This window comes from Candidatus Accumulibacter necessarius (assembly GCF_036625085.1).
The window spans coordinates 1-17,380 of record NZ_JAZKUM010000017.1 but is presented as its reverse complement, the minus strand read 5'-3'; the positions used below and the strand labels follow the sequence as shown (position 1 = coordinate 17,380).

The following is a 17,380-nucleotide window of genomic DNA, read 5'->3' as shown; positions in this document are numbered from 1 at the left end:
CACTTCCCGGGCTACGGCAGCCCGTCTTTCTCGCCCCTGACCCACCGATGCGCATCCTACTGGTAAAAACCTCGTCGCTCGGTGACGTAATTCACAACCTGCCGGTGGTCAGCGATCTGCACCTGAGCCTTCCCGAAGCGCAGATCGACTGGTGTGTCGAAGAAGCGTTTGCCGATATCCCGCGTCTCCATCCGGCCGTTGATCAGGTGCTTCCGGTCGCCATCCGGCGTTGGCGCAAGCAGCTCGGCAGCCCTGCCACCTGGCGCGAACTGGGCGAATTCCGCCGCCGGTTGGGCGCCACAACCTATGACTTCGTTCTCGACACGCAGGGCCTGCTGAAGAGTGCCCTGATCGCCCGCCTGGCGACGGGCAAGCGCCTCGGTTACGCGGCCGAGGCGGCGCGCGAACCGCTTGCGGCTCGTTTCTACGACGCCACCTTTGTCATTCCGCGCAATGCACACGCGGTTGAGCGCAACCGCTGGCTGGCGGCAGCCGCTTTCGACTATCCAGTGGACTTGCCGCTCGATTACGGGATATCGGCGCCGGCGATCGACAGCCCTTGGCGCGCGGGCAAACGTCTGGTCATCCTGCTGACGGCCACCAGTCGCGACGACAAGCTGTGGGATGAAAGGCACTGGTTCACGCTTGCCCAGGCGCTGCTCGAGCGTGGACTGACACCGGTTCTCCCGGCCGGCAATGCCCTCGAACGCGAACGAGCGGAACGGATCGCCGCCGCCGTCGAGGGAGTCATTGTCGCGCCGCCACTGACTTTGCTCCAGGTGGCTGCCCTGCTTGCCGGGGCCAGCCTGGCGATCGGGGTCGACACGGGGCTGGCACACCTCGCCGCCGCCCTGCGCGTGCCGGTCATCGCCCTGTACATCGCGACCGATCCGGCGCTGACCGGCGTCTACGGGACCGGCTTCATCCGCAACCTCGGCGCCACCGGTGCACCGCCGTCGGTGGCGGAGGTCCTGAGGGTCGCCGAACAGGCATTGCGCTGATGGCGCGCCTGCTCTACTCGCTGCTCTTCTACCTGGCCATGCCGCTGGTCTGGCTGCGGCTGTTATGGCGGGCACGCCGACAGCCCGAGTACCTGCAGCAACTGGGCGAGCGGCACGGCTTCTACGCCGCGCGCCCGACAATGCCACTGATCTGGCTGCACGCGGTTTCCGTTGGCGAAACGCGTGCCGCAGAGCCGCTGATCGAATCACTGCTGCGACAATACCCGACGCACTCCCTGCTGTTGACGCACATGACGCCGACCGGCCGGGCGACCGGTCGCGAGTTGGTGACCCGGCATCCCGGCCGGCTGACGCAGGCTTACCTGCCCTACGACCTGCCTGATGCCGCTGGGCGTTTTCTCGATCACTTCCAGCCGCAGATCGGGCTCCTGATGGAAACCGAGCTGTGGCCAAACCTGATCGAAGCGGCCCGACGACGTCGTCTGCCCATGGCACTGATCAACGCCCGCCTGTCGGCCCGCTCGCAGCGGGGCTATCGCCGGCTGCAGCCTCTGATCGGGCCAGCGCTGGCGGCGCTGGGCGCCGTTGGAGCGCAGACCGCGGCCGACGGCGAGCGTTTACAGCAGATCGGCGCCCGCCAGGTCAGTGTCTGCGGCAACCTCAAGTTCGACGTCACGCCGCCACCAGAAAAGCTGCAGCTGGGCGCGTCGTGGCGACAACTGCTCGGTAGCCGTCCGGTCTGGCTCGCCGCCAGCACTCGCGAAGGCGAGGAGGCACTGATCCTGGACGCTTTCGCCGGGATGGACATTCCCGGCTTGCTGCTGCTTCTGGTGCCGCGCCACCCACAACGTTTCGGCGAGGTCGCCGAACTGATTGCCGAGCACCGGCTGACGGCCTGCCGAAGAAGCGAAGGGGGCCTGCCAACGAGGGACACACAGGTCTGGCTGGGCGACAGCATGGGCGAAATGGCTGCCTACTATGCGCTGGCCGACCTCTCGCTGATGGGCGGTACCCTGTTGCCGTTTGGTGGCCAGAATCTGATCGAGGCCGCCGCCTGCGGCTGCCCGGTCCTGCTCGGTCCGCATAGCTTCAACTTCGCCCTCGCGAGCGAAGATGCCATCGCCTGCGGTGCTGCGCGCCGCGTTCCCGACGCCCGCGCAGCGGCGGCCGTTGCAGCAACACTCTTCAGGCAGCCGCAGGAACTGTCGGCCATGCGTGTTGCCGCGAGCAATTTCAGTCAGGCGCACCGCGGCGCGACGGCACGCACCGTGGCGCTGATTGCGTGCCTTATGGCGCCTCGAAAAGCCTATTGATCTGTTCGAGGTCGGTCTCGGCAAGCGAGCCGACCGCCGCCTTCAGCTTCAGCTGGGCGAGCAGGGTATTGAAGCGCGCCCGGGCCAGATCGCGCCGGGTGACGTAGACCTGGTTCTCGGCGTTGAGCACGTCGATGTTGATCCGCACCCCGACCTCGTAACCCAGCCGGTTCGATTCCAGCGAGCTGAGACTCGATACCAGCGCCGCCTCGAGCGCCCGGATCTCGGCGAGGCCATTGACCACGCCAAGGTAGGACTGACGAGCGCCGAGCGCCGAGTTGCGCTTCTCCTTGGCGAGCGTCGCCAGCTCGGCGTCACGCCGGGCGATGGCTTCACGGGTCCTCGAGTTGACCGCGCCCCCCTGAAAGATCGGGATATTGAGCTGCAGGCCGACCTGGCGCGTCGTCGTGTCGATTTCACCGAGTCCGGACTGGCCGGGGCCATTGTTCTGGCCGTAGTTGGCGACCACATCCAGCGTCGGGTAGTGTCCAGCACGGTTGATCTCGACCGCCTTGCCGGCTGCCTCGGCCGCCGCCTGTTGCGCCTGAACGACAAAACTATCGCGTTCGGCGGCCTCGACCCACGGATCCATGCTGGCCGGTTGCGGTGGCTCCATGACCGCCTTCGGCTTGAGGCGACTGAGTTCGCCAGGATCCCTGCCGATCAGGACACGCAACGCATAACGCCTCACTTCAAGCTCGTTATCGGCGGCAATCTCCTGCGCCGTCGCCAGGTCGAAGCGGGACTGGGACTCGTAGCTATCGGTGATGGTCGCCGTGCCGACCTCGAAGTTCTTCTTCGCCTGCTCAAGCTGCTGCGCGATCGCCGTCTTGTTGGCCTGCACGGCGCGCAGGTTCTCGATCGCGACGAGTACGTCGAAGTAGGCCTGCGCGACGCGCAGAATCAGATCCTGCCCCGCCTGGGCAAAGGTCGCCTCGGTCTGCATCACCAACAGCTTGGACTGGCCGTACTGGGCGAAATTCTGCCAGCGGAACAGCGGTTGCGTCAGGTTGACGTTGTAGGCGTTGCTGTTGAAACGGTTTCGGGTGCTGGTGTTGGTGTTGATGCCGAGGCTATTGATTCGGGTGTCAAAGCTGGCGTCATTGGCGAAGGTGTTGCCGGTCGCAGCAATCGTCGGCAGCAACCCGGCGAGCGCCTGCGGCAGTTTCTCGCGCCCGGCTTCTGCATTCGCACGCGCCGCCGCGTACTGAGCGTCGTAGGACAACGCCTCGCGATAGACCTGCACCAGGTCGGCGGCACACGCGGGCACAGCAGAGAGGACTGCCGCCAGCACGAAGCTGAACCGGCCGGCGCTGAATCTCAGAGACATGAGGCTAACTCACTTGCATCGAGAGCGGATCCGGCGTCAGAAGACGAAGCTCTGACGCTTCCTGGTCGTCAGCGCCGCGACCACGGTTTCAAAGAGGTTGATCGTGTTGAACGCCTGCTCATCGGTGCGGATGATAAGCCGTGCGTCCATCACCGGTGGCTCGCCGATGAATGCTGCCAGGCGGCCGCCGATCTTCAACTGCTGCAGAAAGGCTTCGGGTAGTTCGGGCAGAGAGCCTGAGATGACGATGACGTCGTAGGGTGAGTGGACAGGCCAGCCCTGTGACGCATCCCCCGTTTCCACGCTGACATTGGCGACGCCGGTCCGCTGCAGAGTGTGTCGGGCATTCTCGGCCAATTGCGGATCGATCTCGACGCTATACACATACTCGGCCTTCGAGGCCAGGAGAGCGGCCATGTAGCCGCTGCCAGTACCGACCTGAAGCACGATATCGGTGTTTCTGATTGTCACTTCCTGCAGAATCCGGGCCTCGATTTTCGGCTGCAGCATCGTCTGGCCGTTGCCGATCGGCAACTCAAGGTCAGCAAACGCCAGCGCCTTCAACGCGTCCGGAACGAAGTCTTCGCGCTTGACCACCGCCAGGATTCCCAGCACTTCGGAATCCAGCACTTCCCAGGGGCGTATCTGTTGCTCGATCATGTTGAATCGGGCCTGTTCCATATCCATCTTCACCGCAGCCATAGCATTCCTCGTCACAATTGTAATATTAGCACAATCTAATATTATTTCTCGATCGGCAGATTATACCTTGTAACGGGAGACGCTCGCTTACCGCAAGCCCGATCAGGCAGGGTGGATTTGTCCTTCTGGTCAATAGTTAAAGAATCCGTGGGTTAGGTGCCGGCTATGGACATCGGGTAAGGGTGTCTGTATAAAGGGCGGATGGAAGCGGAACTGGATGCGTTGCGCGTGCGCCCGATCGAGAAGAGCGAGGAGGGTCGCTATCGGGAGTTGATGGCGCAACACCACTATCTGGGCGATCTGGCGAAGATCGGCCACACGCTATGGTACGTCGCTACCAGCGGCGAGGACTGGGCAGCCCTGCTCAGTTTTTCGGCCGCGGCGTGGAAATGTGGGGTTCGGGATCACTGGATCGGGTGGGATTTCCGGCATCAGTATGATCGTCTGGGGTTGATCGCCAACAATAGCCGTTTTCTGATTCTGCCTGACTGGCACCGCCCGAATCTGGGTTCGAAAGTCCTTTCGCTGTGCCAGGAGAGGATCGTCGCGGATTGGCAGGATCGTTTCGGCAAGCGGATCCTCCTGCTCGAGACCTTTGTCGATCCTTCGCGTTTTCAGGGAACGGTCTACCGGGCCGCGAACTGGACGTGCCTGGGGCTGACCCAGGGGTTTCGTCGTACCCGTGCCGGGTACACGGCCCACTCGGAGTCCCCCAAGCTGGTTTTCGTCAGGCCGCTGCAGCGCGATGCGCCAGCCCAGCTTTCGCGCTCGTTTCTCCCCCCCGCCTATGCTCAAGGAGTGCCCCGAATGATGCTCAGCGCCGAACAGATGCGTCTGCTTCCCGACTTCTTTGCCGCCATCCCGGATCCGCGGCGCGCTCAAGGCAAGCGCCATCCTCTGCCGAGCGTGCTGGCTATGGCGACGGCCGCAACCCTGTGCGGGATGCGCGGCTACAAAGCCATCGCCGGTTGGGCGAAAGACCTCAAACCGCGAGCGCGCGAACGCTTTCGCTGTCGTCGCGAGAAGGGGATCTACCGCGTGCCGAGTGAATTCATCTTTCGTGACGTCTTGATTCGTGTCGATCCGACTGCGCTGGATGAGGCCTGCCGGCAGTGGAACCAAGCGTACGCGCGCGACGACAAGAGTATGGCCGTGGATGGCAAGACAATGCGCAACGCCAAGGATGAACAGGGGGCGCAAACGCATATCATGAGCGTCGTTGGTCATGAGACTGGCACCTGTCACACCCAAAAAAAGTCGGCACATTGCCCGTAGAAGACCAGGAAGAAGCCAAGCAAACCAATGAGATCGGAATGTTCATCCCGCTGCTCGACGGCATCGACATTCAGGGGAAGGACATCACCGCCGATGCGCTCCTCACGCAGCGCAAGCTGGCCGCGTATGTGGTGAGCCGGGAAGCCCACTACCACTTCACCGTCAAAGGCAATCAGCCCACCCTGCAGGCCGATATCGCGCTCCTTTTTCAGAATCGACAGGCGTCCGACCAGGTAGTCGTGTCACCCCCCTGATCATGCTGTGGTCCTTACCCTCACTTGACTCCGTCGCCACTCAAGGCGCTTGGGGGGGCGACAGATAGCCTTCGGGGTAGGAGCGCCAGATTCGAGGCGGAGGTGAGCGGGTGAAGATGTTGTACATCTGGACGGCCACGTCGAGATGCTGCAGACCCCGCCAGAGCACCTGGGTGCCGGGCGGGCCATCGCGGCGACGTCCGAGGTGGCCACCCATCTTCGCCAGCATGCGCACCGCTTGGGCCATGCTGGGGGGTTCATCGGGGGGTAGCGAGGTCTGGTAGTGATAGCAGTGCAGGGCCTTCCATTCCACTTCTTCGAAGAAGACAGTGCATGGGTGATCGGGGACCTCGCGCCCGAGCATCGTCAAGTGGTAGATGCGCCACGCCACCACCATGTCGATCCCCAGGCACGCCTGCAAACGCGTGGCGGTGCCGAGTTGGCGGTCCTTGATCCGACAGCCGCTCTTCAGGGTGCGGTGGAAGACCTCGATCCCCCAGCGTGCGGCGTACCACTCGGCGCGTTCAACGGCATCGTCGAAGGTATGAACCGGCACGCTGGTCAGCAACATCCACTCGATTGGCTCGGGATCGTCAGTGTTCTCTTCGCGTAGATGAACCGCCCACAGATCAACCGCCGGCAGGCGACTACCGCGCGGCGGCTGCAGCGTCACTTCGGCGAAGCGCACGGCTAGCACCACCGTACGCGCCGAGCGGTTGCCCCGCCGGGGAATGCGCAGTGTGATTTCGCCGACGGGCGACTGGCGGCTGATGACGTCCCACAGGGCTTCGTTCTCCACTCGCCGCTGGCGGGTACGCTCGGCCCGCACCAGCAACTTCGGTCCTGCCGGATCGCGCGCGGCCAGCGCAAACAGATCATGAATGTCCGACTCACGATCACCCATGCTCACCAACAGGGTTTCCGGGCACAGCGCCTGGACTTCAGCCACCCGAGCGAAGCTGTTCAGCCACTTCATGCTCTCCTTTTCCTCGATCGGCAGATGCTTTCGCTCCTCGCTCTTGCCGTGCTCGTCGGGTTCGCGTGCCCAGCACTGGGCGTCGAGGATGCCGAGCGGAGTCCCCTCGACGCTGAACGCCACGGTGTCGTGCAGCATCAAGCCGACGGCCTGGTCGCGCGTGGTGTTGACTGGGCCCAGTCCTTCGGTTGCGGGATGATGCGAATAGTTGAGCGTCGTCGTATCCTGCGGGACCAGGACGATTCGGTGCGCTCGAATGCGCTCGATGGTCGCTTCGATGTGCGGGGTGAGAATCGCTTGCAGGTTCACCTGGCGGTTACGGAGAAAGCGATAAGCGGCCAGCGTACCGGCGCGCGAAGCGCAGGCTTCGGGTACATTCGCCTGTGGGCGATGGCAGAAGTTGAGCGCAAGGGAAATCAAACGTCGTTTGAGGCGCTCATCGTACCAGCGAACGGTGGCAAACTCTCCTTCCGCCCAGTTGCTTGCCGGCACACGGGGCGGGGTGTTCAGGCCATCGCGGGGTTTGGCGGACAGCAACTCGCGCCATTCGCTGTGCAACGGCAGGAGGAAGATCTGTTTGGCGACCCCATCACGGCGCCCCGAGGTGGTCCCGACGTCGATCCAGTTGGCCGCGCGGTAGCAGTGGCCGGAAAAGCGCGTCGGATCGACGAAGGTCTCCAGCAACAGCGGTCGCACGCCGTAGCGCGTTTCCCAGTCGGCCGGCAGTCGCCGGCTCGCGAGTCCAAGCACGTGCGAGGCGAGATTCGGCACCTGCACGCCCGGCCGGATCAGGAAGCGGGCATTCGCCACGACCCGCCGCAGGTTGTGCCGACGCGCGGCATCCTCCCAGCCAATCGCCTGGTCACGCGCCTTCATGGCCCAACTCGCCGAGGTGAAGGCGAGAGCGCCCAGCCAGCCGTAAGGCTCGCAGCGCACCAGGTAGCGCAACTGCGCACCACACAGCGGCTGCTCGCCCAGGTAGTGCTCGCGCGCTATCAGTGCGCGCCAGGTTTGTGCTTCCCGACTCCCCGCCTCGACGGCAACCAACTCCACGGCACCCAGCGCTGCCAGCGGCCCACTGAGGCGGAGGTCTTCCACTGCCCGCGTGGTCGGTTGGCGTGGCGTGAATCGGGCCCGGACGGCGGGAAGCTCAATGACCTGGCGCCGCACGAGCTGTGCCAACGCTTTGCGGCAGCCGCCTTCCTGCCAGCCGCCCGTCGCGGTACGCCAATCGAGCCACTCGCAAACCCGGCGCGACAGCGCCCGACGCGATATCTCCGGCACCGACGTGACGACCTCCCGGATTCGATCCAGAAGGTCAACGGAGAATTCCTGGCCGCACAGACGCATGCACAGAGCTTAGCGCTCACGGCTAACGGAGTCAAGTGTGTCGGCGGTTCAGCCTGATCATGGACGCATCGAAACCCGACGGATTTAGTGCAGTACCGCGCTAAATTCCTATGTCGATTTCCCGCACGTTGGCCAAGTCTTCCTGATTGAGCGCGAGGTCGTCCACAAGAAAAGCAGGAAGCGAACGCTCGAAACCGCACTCGGGGTCACGAGTCGCCCTCCCGAACAAGCCGGGCCAAAACGTCTTATCGAAATCAACCGCGGCCACTGGACCATCGAAAACCGTTGCCACTATGTCATCGACTGGAACTTCGACGAGGACCGGAGCCGCATCCGAACCGGCCACGGTCCCGCGAACCTCTCCCGCCTTCGCCGATTCGCCGTCGGTATCCTTCACCACTTCTCGGACGGCAAGACCAGCATCACGCAAAAAATGGCCCACCTGAACCGCAACATCCGCTTGGTCTTTGACTATCTGCGGATGACCACAAACTCCGTCGGCAACACCAACGCATGAAATCAGCCGGAGAACAAATTTACCGTGCCCGATCAGGGAGTGCGCTGTCGGCGCCAGAACCGCCAGTCACGGGGATACGGGGTATGGGCTGGCGGGATGGCGCGAGCGCGCAGGCACCGGTAACTGAAAGCGGCGCCCGCAGGCGCCGCTTTCAGTTACCGGGCGGAACGTGAACTAGGACGCGGCCAGGCCCTTGATCTGGGCCGATAGGCGGCTCTTGTGCCGCGCGGCCTTGTTCTTGTGGATGATCTTCTTGTCGGCAATACGGTCGATCACCGACACCGACTGCAGGTAAATACTCTGGGCCGCAGCCTGGTCGCCAGCCACAATGGCCTTCTGTACACGCTTGACCGCCGTGCGCAGGCTGGAGCGCAGGCTGGCGTTGTGGGCGCGCTGCTTGACGGCTTGGCGAGCCCGCTTGCGGGCTTGTGCGCTATTGGCCATGGTTGATTATCCCTATGAAAACTGGTGGTGAGGTCGAAGGCTGAGCAGTATACAGAGTCACGTCGCCTGATGCAAGGCGGAGTGGCCGCCCCGATGGAATCGCGCGCAGGCTTTTCCCTCGGAAAAGAGCGTTCCGTCCCGTACGAACTCCAAGATACGAGGAAGAAAACGGGCGCCGAAGCGCCCGCTAATTCGGACAGAGCGAGGGGATCAGAAGCTGTGGCGAATGCCGGTGCCGAAGGTGTAGTTATTCTCACCCAATGCACCGATACCCGAGGAGTCTGGCCCGCCGACAACCTGCGTTTGCACGGGGACAGAGTTTCTGTCGTTGTCAAAGTAGGTATAGGCAACGTACAAGGCAGTGCGCTTCGACAGATTGTGCGTGTACATTGCGCCCCAGCCCCAGCTATCGCCGTCCGCTGCATTTCTGTTGTCAACCGACAGCTTGCCATAGCTCAGGCCGACGACGCCATTGCTGAAAACCGGCGCGGATAGACCAACGGTCCAGATATCATTCTTCTTGCCAATAACGTTACCATATCCGCCAAGAACGGCACCTTGGTTGTTGTTATCCAGAGCTTGGTAGCTAGCGTAGGCCTTGACAACCTTGAAGTCCCAGCTACCCCCGAGGTACCACTCGTTGATATCGTCGCCCGTGCCAGGAACACCGAAGGAGACGTTCTGACGGCTCTGATACACTGCGTCCAGATTGATCGGACCGTTCGCATAATTTAGACCAAAACCTAACTTGCCATTATCGCTGGTCGATACGAAGTTGTCGTTGAAGCCACCGGCAGCGTCCTGGGTTTCGCCAAAACCGTAGATCGCGCTAACCGTAAAGCCAGACAGGTTGTTGCTGGTGTAGGCGATGGAATTGTTGTATCGCGCTGGGCTGTTCGGGGTAATCGAGTTGCCAGCATAGACGCTCAAGCTGGACTGGATGCCCATATCAGTGGCTTCAAGGGCGTCGTTGTTAGCTGTCGCGTTGAAACCGGGGGCATACTGGCGACCCAGTGACACGGTACCGAAATTGCTCGACAGCCCGACGAACTGCTGGCGGGCGTTAAGACCACCGTTATTGCCGCTGCCGAGGCCGGAGTTGTTGTCTAGATACAAGCCGTACTCAAGCGTAAAAACCGCCTTCAGGCCGTTACCCAGGGCTTCTTCGCCTTTGAAACCCAGACGGTTGCCGGCAGTCACACCGCCGCCCGCGATGCCGCTAAACTTGTTCTTGCCGCCGCCGATGCCAGCGTTGCCTTGACTGTACACATAGCCCAAGTCGGCCACGCCGTACACCGTTACGCTCGTCTGGGCGAGGGCAGCACTCGAAGCCAGGCCGGCAACGGCCATTGCGATCAGTTTCTTTTTCATGCAGGTCAACTCCTGAAAGTTTAAGAAAGCCAAAAAAGTTCTCTCCCCAAGCTCACCCGCTAATCTAGCGAAACCGTCGGGATGATTTGAGGCAAGTTTGGCAGCTAGCGAACGCTTAAGCAAGCCTGCTCCGCTTTGAAGGAGATGGGAGGGAGATTTTTGTTGCACTTCTGCCACATCGGCGGCACAGCCTTGCCCACACCCGATGCGGACATTCGCTCTGTGGCTGGCAGCCGCTGAGTAGTTCCACGCGGCGGGTCTCTGGATGGAGGGGTCGCCAATCCCGCTTTGGAAGGAAAAATCGGCATTGCCGGCAGCTACTCTGGCGAGGCCCCTGCCATACCACCCGGCATGCCGGGCCGCTGGCCGTTCGCAAAGTTGAGCATAGCCCGATGTTCGCCCACAGGTGGCTTTCCACCTCCTGGGTCACGCCCATACTCGGTACAAAAAAACGGGCGCCGAAGCGCCCGTTTGCGGAACAGAACCGCGGAAGTTGTATTAGAACGAGTGACGCACACCAGCCAGGAAGGTGTTGCTGTCTTCGCCGCGAGCGCCAGTGAGCGACAAGCCGGCAACCGGGCCAGTCGGCCTGGAATCGCGGTCGTTGCTACCCCAAACGTAGCCGGCATAGAGAGTGGTGCGCTTCGAGAAGTTGTAGGTATAGGCGAGGGCAAAGGAGTCGGACTTGCCGTCGATTACGCCGGCATCATAGTCGGTCTGCGCATAGCCCACATGGATATTGCTGTTACCGAACGGGATGACGGCACCAAGCGACCACGTACTATTGTCGTTATTCGTGACGTTCTTGTCATTCTGATCCTGGTAGCTGGCCATGAGCTTGACGAACTTGAGGTCGAAGCTACCGCCGACGTACCATTCGTTGATATCGTTGCCGCCGAAGGCCGTTACATTCTGGCGAACTTGATAAACACCGTCGACGTTGAAGGCACCAGCAGCAAAGTTGGCACCAAGACCCCAGCGGCCGTTATCGCTGGTCGATACAAAGTTGTCGTTGAAGCCACCGGCAGCGTCCTGGGTTTCGCCAAACGAATAGATCGCCTTACCCGTGAAGCCACCCCAGTTCGGGGAGGTGTAGGTCATGGCGTTGTCCCAGCGGGCACCGCTGTTCGGGGTAATAGTATTCCCGGCCTGCTGGCTCAGGTACGATTGCGGGGCAAAAAGGGCACCGCCAAAGGCGTCATTGTTGGCCGTGGCCAAGTACGCCGGGGCATACTGCCGACCAAGGGCGGCGGTACCGAAAGCGCCCGAAAGGCCGACGAACTGTTGACGAGCGAACAGGCCGCCCGAGCCGCTGCCGACACCGGTGTTGTTGTCGAGGTTGAGCGAGTATTCGAGGGTGAAGATGGCCTTCAGGCCATTGCCCAGCGCTTCTTCGCCTTTGAAGCCGAGGCGCGAACCGCTCAGCAGGCCCGACTGGACGCCGCTGAACTTGTTGGTGCCGCTACCGGCAGCGTCGCCCTGGCTATAGACATAGCCGGCGTCGGCGATACCGTACATGGTGACGTTGGTCTGGGCAAAAGCAGCGCCCGAGGCCAGGCTGGCGACTGCCAGTGCGATGAGTTTCTTTTGCATTGTGAATCTCCTCTAGGTTGAGATCGATGAAGCGGACCACTGCCTCACCAAACTGGACCTCTCGAAAAAGAAACGAGAAGTTGGAGCGATTTTGGCAAACGGCGATGGGCGTAGCAAGTTCCGTGAACGCTTTCAGTGGTGGCGCGCGGGCATTTGTTGGTTTTTCGCAACAGGCGTCGGAATTTTCACTCAGAGCCGCGCGGCAGGGGGAGGGGCTGAAGAACGAGCAAGCCAAGCCGCTCCGGTCAAGTCCCCACCTTGCCGGAGGAAGGGGCAGGAAGTAAAATTCCGACTCGCATTCTTACTAGTCGGAGTCCTCAGATGCGCGTCACCAGCAAAGGTCAGGTCACCATCCCGCAAGCAATCCGCAACGCAGCCGGCCTGCTGCCGAATACGGAGGTCCAGGTGGTTTACGAAAACGATCAGGTCATACTTCGTGTGGCCAGCCATAACCGGCGGGCAAAATTGGAAGCGGCCTTAAAGAGTGCGCGTGCCGTGCCACTGACGCCGGCTTTCCGTGGTAAGTCTGCGGACGAGATCATGGCATTTCTGAGGGACTCGCTATCGTGACGACGGTACTGGTTGACTCGTGCGTCATCATCGATCTTCTGGCGGCCGAAAGCGACTGGTACGAATGGGCGATGGCGACGATATCGGCACTCTCCGAGTCCCGAGCTCTGGCGATCAACCAGATAATCTACGCTGAAATCGCCGCCGTATACGACACGCCGGCCGATCTGGAGCTGGCGCTGGCCCCGTTTGAGTTCATCCGCCTGTCGTTGCCTTGGGAGGCAGCCTTCCTATCCGGTACGGCCTATCGCATTTATAGGCAGCGGGGTGGTCATCGCCGCTCTCCTTTGCCGGACTTCTACATCGGGGCTCATGCCATGACCGCCGGCATGGCACTGCTGACGCGCGACGAGACGCGGTATCGCGGTTACTTCCCACGCCTGCGGCTGATCACTCCGACGACAGAATGAGCGCTGATCTCGTGCCTGACTGAACCACCAGAAGTGCTCAGCATGATCTCCATCCTTTGGCGTGCTGTCCTCCAACGGTCAACAGCGCCTCCCCCGGGTGGGCAAGCGTTGAGGCGCCTGATGTCGCTCGTACGGGGAGATCAGGAAAACAGCTCGGCCAGAGCCTCGCCCGGTTCCGCGGCGCGCATGAAGGCTTCGCCGACGAGGAAGGCATTGACCCCGTGGTCGCGCATCAAGGCACGTCAGCGCTGGCGAGAATGCCGCTCTCGGTGACGACGAAGCGATCGGCCGGGATCGTAAGGCAAGAGGTCGAGGGTCGTCTGCAGGCTGACTTCGAAGCTGCGCAGGTTGCGGTTGTTGATGCCGATCAGTGGGGTGGCGAGTTGCAGGGCGAGATCGAGTTCCTGGCGATTGTGCACTTCGACGAGCACGGCCATGCCAGGCTCGTCGGCGATCGCTTCGAAATCGCGCATCGACGGCAGGTCGAGCGCCGCGACGATCAGCAGGATGGCGTCGGCGCCCATCGCGCGAGCTTCGAAGGACCTGATACGCGTCCACCAGGAAGTCCTTGCGCAAGGCTGGCAGGCTGCAGGCGGCACGCGCTGCCTGCAGATACGCGGCGCGCCCTGGAAAAACTGATGGTCGGTGAGTACCGACAGGCAGGCTGCGCCGTGGCGTTGATAACTGGCGGCGATCTCGGCCGGACGGAAGTCGGAGCGCAGGACGCCGCGCGACGGGCTGGCTTTCTTGATTTCGGCGATCACCGCCGGCTGTCCGGCGGCGATGCGCTGCGGATGGCGCCAAGGAAATCGCGTGGCGCGGGCTGACCTTCTCGGCGCGCACGCAGCTTCAGCCAGCGGGGTGGCGGCTTTGCCGTCGGCGACTTCGTCATGCTTGACGGCACAGAATTCGCTTGAGGATGTCGCTCATGGCTGAGCGGTCGCTGTCGGGGCTCTGCGGCGCAGTCTTCGCGGTGTCTTCGAGCAGTCTCTTCAACCGGCAAGCTGCAGACCCAGCGACGCCAGTTCGACCTGATCGCCGGGCCGTAGTCGTAAAGCACCCAGTGATTCTCCGAGGTCGCGACGAAAGACCTCGATGCGCTGCGCCGCCAGGTCGACCAGAACGTAGTCCTGCAGACTTCGAGCTTGCGATAGGCGGCGAACTTGCGGCCGCGGTCGAAGGCGGCGGTCGACTCGGAAAGGACTTCGGCGACCAGCAGCGGGTGGCTGACGTAATCCGGCGTCAGAGCGGTCGCGCGGATCGCAGGTGACGACGACGTCGGGATAGAAGAAGCAATCGGCGGCTTCAACGCGCGTCTTGACGGCTTCGACGAAAACACGGCACGGAGTGCCTTTGAGTTCCTGGCGCAGAGCGTGGCGAGGTTGCCCGTCGCGACATTGTGTGACTGGCGCACGCCGACCATGGCGAACACTTCGCCGGCGACGTATTCGTGACGCTCTTCCTGTGTCTCTTCCCAGGCAAGGTAGGCGGCCGCGTCGAAGCGTTTTCAGCATTGGCAGGATGCCATACCGTATCTCCCAGGCGAGGCGTCGATCAAGCCGAAAAACGCTGCGTGAAAGCGACGAACTCGTCGAGCCTGGCGCGCGCGGCACCTGAAGCGATGGCTTCGAAAGGCCTGCTCGACGCCGTCGGCCAGCGTGTCGCTGAGATCGCTGACGTAGATGCTGGCGCCGGCATTCAGGGCGACGATGTCACGCGCGGCGCCACCGCGGTCTGCAGCGCGGCAGCAACATCGCTTTCGACTCTTCGACGTTGGCCACGCGCAAGGCGCCGGGTCGTGCACCGGCAGGTTGAACTGCTCCGGGTGGATGGTGTACTCCTCGACGCGGCCGTTCTTCAGTTCGCCGACCAGCGTCTCACCGGAGATCGAGATCTCGTCGAGACCTTCGCGGCCGAAAACCGACAGCGCGTGCGAACTACCGAGTCGTTGCAGGACACGCACCTGGATGCCCACCAGGTCGGGATGAAAGACGCCGAGCACCTGATTGGCGGCGCCGCCGGGTTGGTCAGCGGACCGAGGATGTTGAACAGGGTGCGCACGCCCAGCTCGCGGCGTACCGGCGCCGCGTGCTTCATCGCGCTGTGGTGATTGGGGGCGAACATGAAGCCGATGCCGACTTCATCGACGCTGCGCCCGACCTGCTCCGGCGTGAGGTTGATATTCGCCCCGAGCGCTTCGAGGACGTCGGCGCTGCCCGACTGCGAAGAGACCGAGCGCCCGCCGTGCTTGGCGACGCGTGCCCCGGCCGCGGCGGCGACAAACATCGCCGCCGTCGAGATGTTGAAGGTCTGCGCGCCGTCGCCGCCGGTGCCGCAGGTGTCGACCAGGTGCGCGCGGTCGCTGACCACGACCTTGGTCGACAAGCTCGCGCATGACCTGCGCTGCGGCCGAGATTTCGCCGATCGTTTCCTTCTTGACGCGCAGGCCGGTGATGATCGCCGCGATCATGACCGGCGTCACTTCGCCACCCATGATCTGGCGCATCAGGGAAACCATTTCGTCGTGAAAGATCTCGCGGTGTTCGATGACCGCGCCAGGGCGTCCTGTGGCTTCATTGGGCTGTGCTCCTCGAGGAAGTTTTTCAACAGGTCGTGACCGCGCTCGGTCAGGATCGACTCCGGGTGGAACTGAACACCTTCGACGGCCAGGTCCGGTGGCGCAGGCCCATGATTTCGCCGTCGTCGGTCCAGGCGGTAATCTCCAGGCAGGCCGGCAGGAGTTACGTTCGACGGCCAGCGAATGGTAGCGCGTACAGGTCAGCGGATTCGGCAGCCCGCGAAAACACCCTGATTGGTGTGCTGCACCGGCGAGACCTTGCCGTGCATCAGCTTCTGCGCGTGCACGACGCGACCGCCGAACACCTCACCGATCGCCTGATGACCGAGGCACACGCCGAGCAGGGGAATCCTGCCGGCAAACTCGCGAATCGCCGCCAGCGAGATGCCGGCCTGTGCCGGCGCACACGGGCCCGGAGAGATGACCAGGAAAGCGCCGGCTCGAGGCGAGCGATCTCGGGAAGGGAATGGCATCGTTGCGGAATACCCTGACTTCCTGCCCCAGCTCGCCAAAGTACTGGACGAGGTTGTAGGTGAAGGAGTCGTAGTTGTCGATCATCAGCAGCATATCGGGTCTATCCCGTCTTTCTTGTCACATTGCTGCCGGCAAACTGGCGAAATCCTGTGCGCGTCCTGGTCGGTGATTGCCTGCTGGCCAGAGAACCATGTAATGCCGGGCACCGGCAAGAGTGTCAATTATCGCGCGTGATAGAAGTGCGGCTCAAGTTTGACAGTGAGGTGTGATGCGCCTGCCGCCCTACTCTGGCTGACCAGTGCCTCAGGGACGACCCGGCCCGGCTTCTCCAACCGAAGTCTGGGATGATCGGTGTGTGCGAGTGCGTCTTCTAAGGAATTCGCCGCGCAGCGCTATACTATCTTGCTGGCGCTTAGGCCAGCGCCGTTTGATGGCAAAGGATGCAGCCGATGAGACCTCGTGACCGGAGCTTCTGGATGTGGGCTGAGGCGCTGGACCTTCTGCAGGGCGCAGAGCAAGTACAGCGTCGTTTTTTTTCCCTCGAAAGCGTGCACTCGGTGCCCTGCTGGGAGCCGGCGGTTGATCTGTATGAGAGTGGCGAGGAACTCAGGCTGCTGGTCGCGCTGCCGGGCGTCAGCTCGCGGCAATGCGAAGTCGTTCTCGATGATGCCGGTCTGGTGGTGCGTGGTCAGCGGCCGATGCCGTCGGTGCTCCAGCGTGCAGCCATCCACCGGCTCGAGATTCCTTATGGGCGATTCGAGCGCCGGATTCCGCTACCTCCGGGCAACTACCGCCTGCACGAGCAGTTCCTCGAGGACGGCTGCCTGATGCTCGTCCTGCGCCGCCTCCAGTGAAGGACAAGAGCATGCGCACTGACAAGAGCGACAGCGGCGTCTTCGTGATCCCTGACGACGCAATGATCATCGTGCCGATGCGCAACGTCGTTCTATTTCCGGGCATGATCCTGCCGCTGACCATCGGCCGCGAACAGTCGATCCTGGCAGCCCAACAAGCCGTAAAGACGGAGCGTCCGGTGGGCATCCTCCTGCAGCGTGATGCCGAGATCGAGGTGCCGACTCCGGATGATCTTTGTCTGGTCGGTACGGTGGCCAACATTCTCCGCTACGTGACCCTGCCGGACAACACGCACGTCATTGTCTGCCAGGGGCTGCAGCGATTCCGGATCGCCGAGCACCTGCCCGGGTATCCTTTTCCAGTGGCACGCGTCGGGCGAATCGAGGAGCCCGAGGTGACAGACAGC

General features: G+C 62.5%; 16 protein-coding genes and 4 pseudogenes. 8 read left to right on the top strand and 12 right to left on the bottom strand.

Features of this window, described 5'->3' with window-relative positions; all coding sequences use genetic code 11:
- The first annotated feature begins 47 nt into the window (after nt 1–47).
- Both waaC and waaA read left to right on the top strand, forming a co-directional pair.
- Nucleotides 48–1,001: a lipopolysaccharide heptosyltransferase I gene (gene waaC, locus V5B44_RS26015; protein WP_332362229.1), complete on the top strand. Its 954-nt coding sequence runs from the start codon at nt 48–50 to the stop codon at nt 999–1,001.
- Nucleotides 1,001–2,275 carry a lipid IV(A) 3-deoxy-D-manno-octulosonic acid transferase gene (gene waaA / locus V5B44_RS26010; RefSeq protein ID WP_291911276.1) on the top strand — a complete coding sequence of 425 codons (1,275 nt, stop codon included), beginning with the start codon at nt 1,001–1,003 and terminating at the stop codon, nt 2,273–2,275. The genes waaC and waaA overlap by 1 nt, the downstream gene beginning before the upstream one ends.
- Here waaA and V5B44_RS26005 read toward each other — a convergent pair.
- Nucleotides 2,250–3,605, bottom strand: coding sequence for a TolC family outer membrane protein (locus V5B44_RS26005; protein WP_291911278.1), 1,356 nt, complete (start codon nt 3,603–3,605; stop codon nt 2,250–2,252). The genes waaA and V5B44_RS26005 overlap by 26 nt on opposite strands.
- Before the next feature lie 36 nt (nt 3,606–3,641).
- Entirely contained in the window at nt 3,642–4,292 is a 651-nt protein-coding gene (locus tag V5B44_RS26000) for a protein-L-isoaspartate O-methyltransferase family protein (protein ID WP_291911403.1), read from the bottom strand.
- Nucleotides 4,293–4,508: 216 nt separating this feature from the next.
- On the opposite strand from V5B44_RS26000, the gene V5B44_RS25995 reads away from it, so the two are divergent.
- Both V5B44_RS25995 and V5B44_RS25990 read left to right on the top strand, forming a co-directional pair.
- A complete protein-coding gene (locus tag V5B44_RS25995; RefSeq protein ID WP_291911280.1) occupies nt 4,509–5,582 on the top strand; it encodes a Druantia anti-phage system protein DruA in 1,074 nt (357 codons plus the stop codon).
- A 38-nt stretch (nt 5,583–5,620) separates the two neighbouring features.
- The gene (locus tag V5B44_RS25990) at nt 5,621–5,836 is read left to right on the top strand and encodes a hypothetical protein (protein ID WP_291911282.1); all 216 of its coding nucleotides are present in this window, start codon (nt 5,621–5,623) and stop codon (nt 5,834–5,836) included.
- 40 nt (nt 5,837–5,876) lie between these two features.
- Here V5B44_RS25990 and V5B44_RS25985 read toward each other — a convergent pair whose 3' ends face one another.
- From V5B44_RS25985 to V5B44_RS25965, 5 genes are all read right to left on the bottom strand, one after another.
- The gene (locus tag V5B44_RS25985) at nt 5,877–8,096 is read right to left on the bottom strand and encodes an IS4 family transposase (RefSeq protein WP_291911283.1); all 2,220 of its coding nucleotides are present in this window, start codon (nt 8,094–8,096) and stop codon (nt 5,877–5,879) included.
- A gap of 166 nt (nt 8,097–8,262) precedes the next feature.
- Nucleotides 8,263–8,559 (bottom strand): hypothetical protein, encoded by a 297-nt coding sequence (locus tag V5B44_RS25980; RefSeq protein WP_291911284.1) that lies wholly within the window; start codon nt 8,557–8,559, stop codon nt 8,263–8,265.
- A 294-nt stretch (nt 8,560–8,853) separates the two neighbouring features.
- On the bottom strand, nt 8,854–9,123 hold the full coding sequence (gene rpsT, locus V5B44_RS25975; RefSeq protein ID WP_291911285.1) for a 30S ribosomal protein S20: 270 nt from the start codon (nt 9,121–9,123) through the stop codon (nt 8,854–8,856).
- A gap of 210 nt (nt 9,124–9,333) precedes the next feature.
- Nucleotides 9,334–10,494: a porin gene (locus tag V5B44_RS25970; protein ID WP_332362223.1), complete on the bottom strand. Its 1,161-nt coding sequence runs from the start codon at nt 10,492–10,494 to the stop codon at nt 9,334–9,336.
- 498 nt (nt 10,495–10,992) lie between these two features.
- Complete coding sequence (locus V5B44_RS25965) at nt 10,993–12,087, bottom strand: porin (protein WP_291911289.1); 1,095 nt, start codon at nt 12,085–12,087, stop codon at nt 10,993–10,995.
- Nucleotides 12,088–12,408: 321 nt separating this feature from the next.
- Between V5B44_RS25965 and V5B44_RS25960 the strand changes: the two genes are divergently transcribed.
- On the top strand, nt 12,409–12,657 hold the full coding sequence (locus tag V5B44_RS25960; protein ID WP_291911291.1) for an AbrB/MazE/SpoVT family DNA-binding domain-containing protein: 249 nt from the start codon (nt 12,409–12,411) through the stop codon (nt 12,655–12,657).
- Nucleotides 12,654–13,067 carry a type II toxin-antitoxin system VapC family toxin gene (locus V5B44_RS25955; protein ID WP_291911293.1) on the top strand — a complete coding sequence of 138 codons (414 nt, stop codon included), beginning with the start codon at nt 12,654–12,656 and terminating at the stop codon, nt 13,065–13,067. The genes V5B44_RS25960 and V5B44_RS25955 overlap by 4 nt, the downstream gene beginning before the upstream one ends.
- 140 nt (nt 13,068–13,207) lie before the next feature.
- Here V5B44_RS25955 and trpC read toward each other — a convergent pair.
- From trpC to V5B44_RS25930, 5 genes and pseudogenes are all read right to left on the bottom strand, one after another.
- Nucleotides 13,208–13,997, bottom strand: a pseudogene (trpC, locus tag V5B44_RS25950) (indole-3-glycerol phosphate synthase TrpC).
- A 229-nt stretch (nt 13,998–14,226) separates the two neighbouring features.
- Nucleotides 14,227–14,499: pseudogene (locus tag V5B44_RS25945) on the bottom strand (hypothetical protein); the annotation flags it as partial.
- A 122-nt stretch (nt 14,500–14,621) separates the two neighbouring features.
- A pseudogene (gene trpD / locus V5B44_RS25940) lies at nt 14,622–15,615 on the bottom strand (anthranilate phosphoribosyltransferase).
- Nucleotides 15,573–16,025 (bottom strand): annotated as a pseudogene (locus V5B44_RS25935) (glutamine amidotransferase-related protein). The pseudogenes trpD and V5B44_RS25935 overlap by 43 nt, the downstream one beginning before the upstream one ends.
- On the bottom strand, nt 15,952–16,203 hold the full coding sequence (locus V5B44_RS25930; protein ID WP_332362252.1) for a glutamine amidotransferase-related protein: 252 nt from the start codon (nt 16,201–16,203) through the stop codon (nt 15,952–15,954). Before V5B44_RS25930 ends, V5B44_RS25935 begins: the two are co-directional and overlap by 74 nt.
- A 365-nt stretch (nt 16,204–16,568) precedes the next feature.
- On the opposite strand from V5B44_RS25930, the gene V5B44_RS25925 reads away from it, so the two are divergent.
- Together V5B44_RS25925 and V5B44_RS25920 are read left to right on the top strand one after the other, a co-directional pair.
- The gene (locus V5B44_RS25925; protein WP_291911305.1) at nt 16,569–16,973 is read left to right on the top strand and encodes an Hsp20/alpha crystallin family protein; all 405 of its coding nucleotides are present in this window, start codon (nt 16,569–16,571) and stop codon (nt 16,971–16,973) included.
- An 11-nt stretch (nt 16,974–16,984) separates the two neighbouring features.
- A partial coding sequence (locus tag V5B44_RS25920) for an LON peptidase substrate-binding domain-containing protein (protein WP_332362217.1) occupies nt 16,985–17,380 on the top strand: 396 nt, incomplete at its 3' end.

Coding starts and splice junctions, on each gene's coding strand:
- waaC (WP_332362229.1), top strand. CDS start 48: ATGCGCATCCTACTGGTAAAAACCTCGTCGCTCGGTGACGTAATTCAC.
- waaA (WP_291911276.1), top strand. CDS start 1,001: ATGGCGCGCCTGCTCTACTCGCTGCTCTTCTACCTGGCCATGCCGCTG.
- V5B44_RS26005 (WP_291911278.1), bottom strand. CDS start 3,605: ATGTCTCTGAGATTCAGCGCCGGCCGGTTCAGCTTCGTGCTGGCGGCA.
- V5B44_RS26000 (WP_291911403.1), bottom strand. CDS start 4,292: ATGGATATGGAACAGGCCCGATTCAACATGATCGAGCAACAGATACGC.
- V5B44_RS25995 (WP_291911280.1), top strand. CDS start 4,509: ATGGAAGCGGAACTGGATGCGTTGCGCGTGCGCCCGATCGAGAAGAGC.
- V5B44_RS25990 (WP_291911282.1), top strand. CDS start 5,621: ATGTTCATCCCGCTGCTCGACGGCATCGACATTCAGGGGAAGGACATC.
- rpsT (WP_291911285.1), bottom strand. CDS start 9,123: ATGGCCAATAGCGCACAAGCCCGCAAGCGGGCTCGCCAAGCCGTCAAG.
- V5B44_RS25970 (WP_332362223.1), bottom strand. CDS start 10,494: ATGAAAAAGAAACTGATCGCAATGGCCGTTGCCGGCCTGGCTTCGAGT.
- V5B44_RS25965 (WP_291911289.1), bottom strand. CDS start 12,087: ATGCAAAAGAAACTCATCGCACTGGCAGTCGCCAGCCTGGCCTCGGGC.
- V5B44_RS25960 (WP_291911291.1), top strand. CDS start 12,409: ATGCGCGTCACCAGCAAAGGTCAGGTCACCATCCCGCAAGCAATCCGC.
- V5B44_RS25930 (WP_332362252.1), bottom strand. CDS start 16,203: ATGATCGACAACTACGACTCCTTCACCTACAACCTCGTCCAGTACTTT.
- V5B44_RS25925 (WP_291911305.1), top strand. CDS start 16,569: ATGAGACCTCGTGACCGGAGCTTCTGGATGTGGGCTGAGGCGCTGGAC.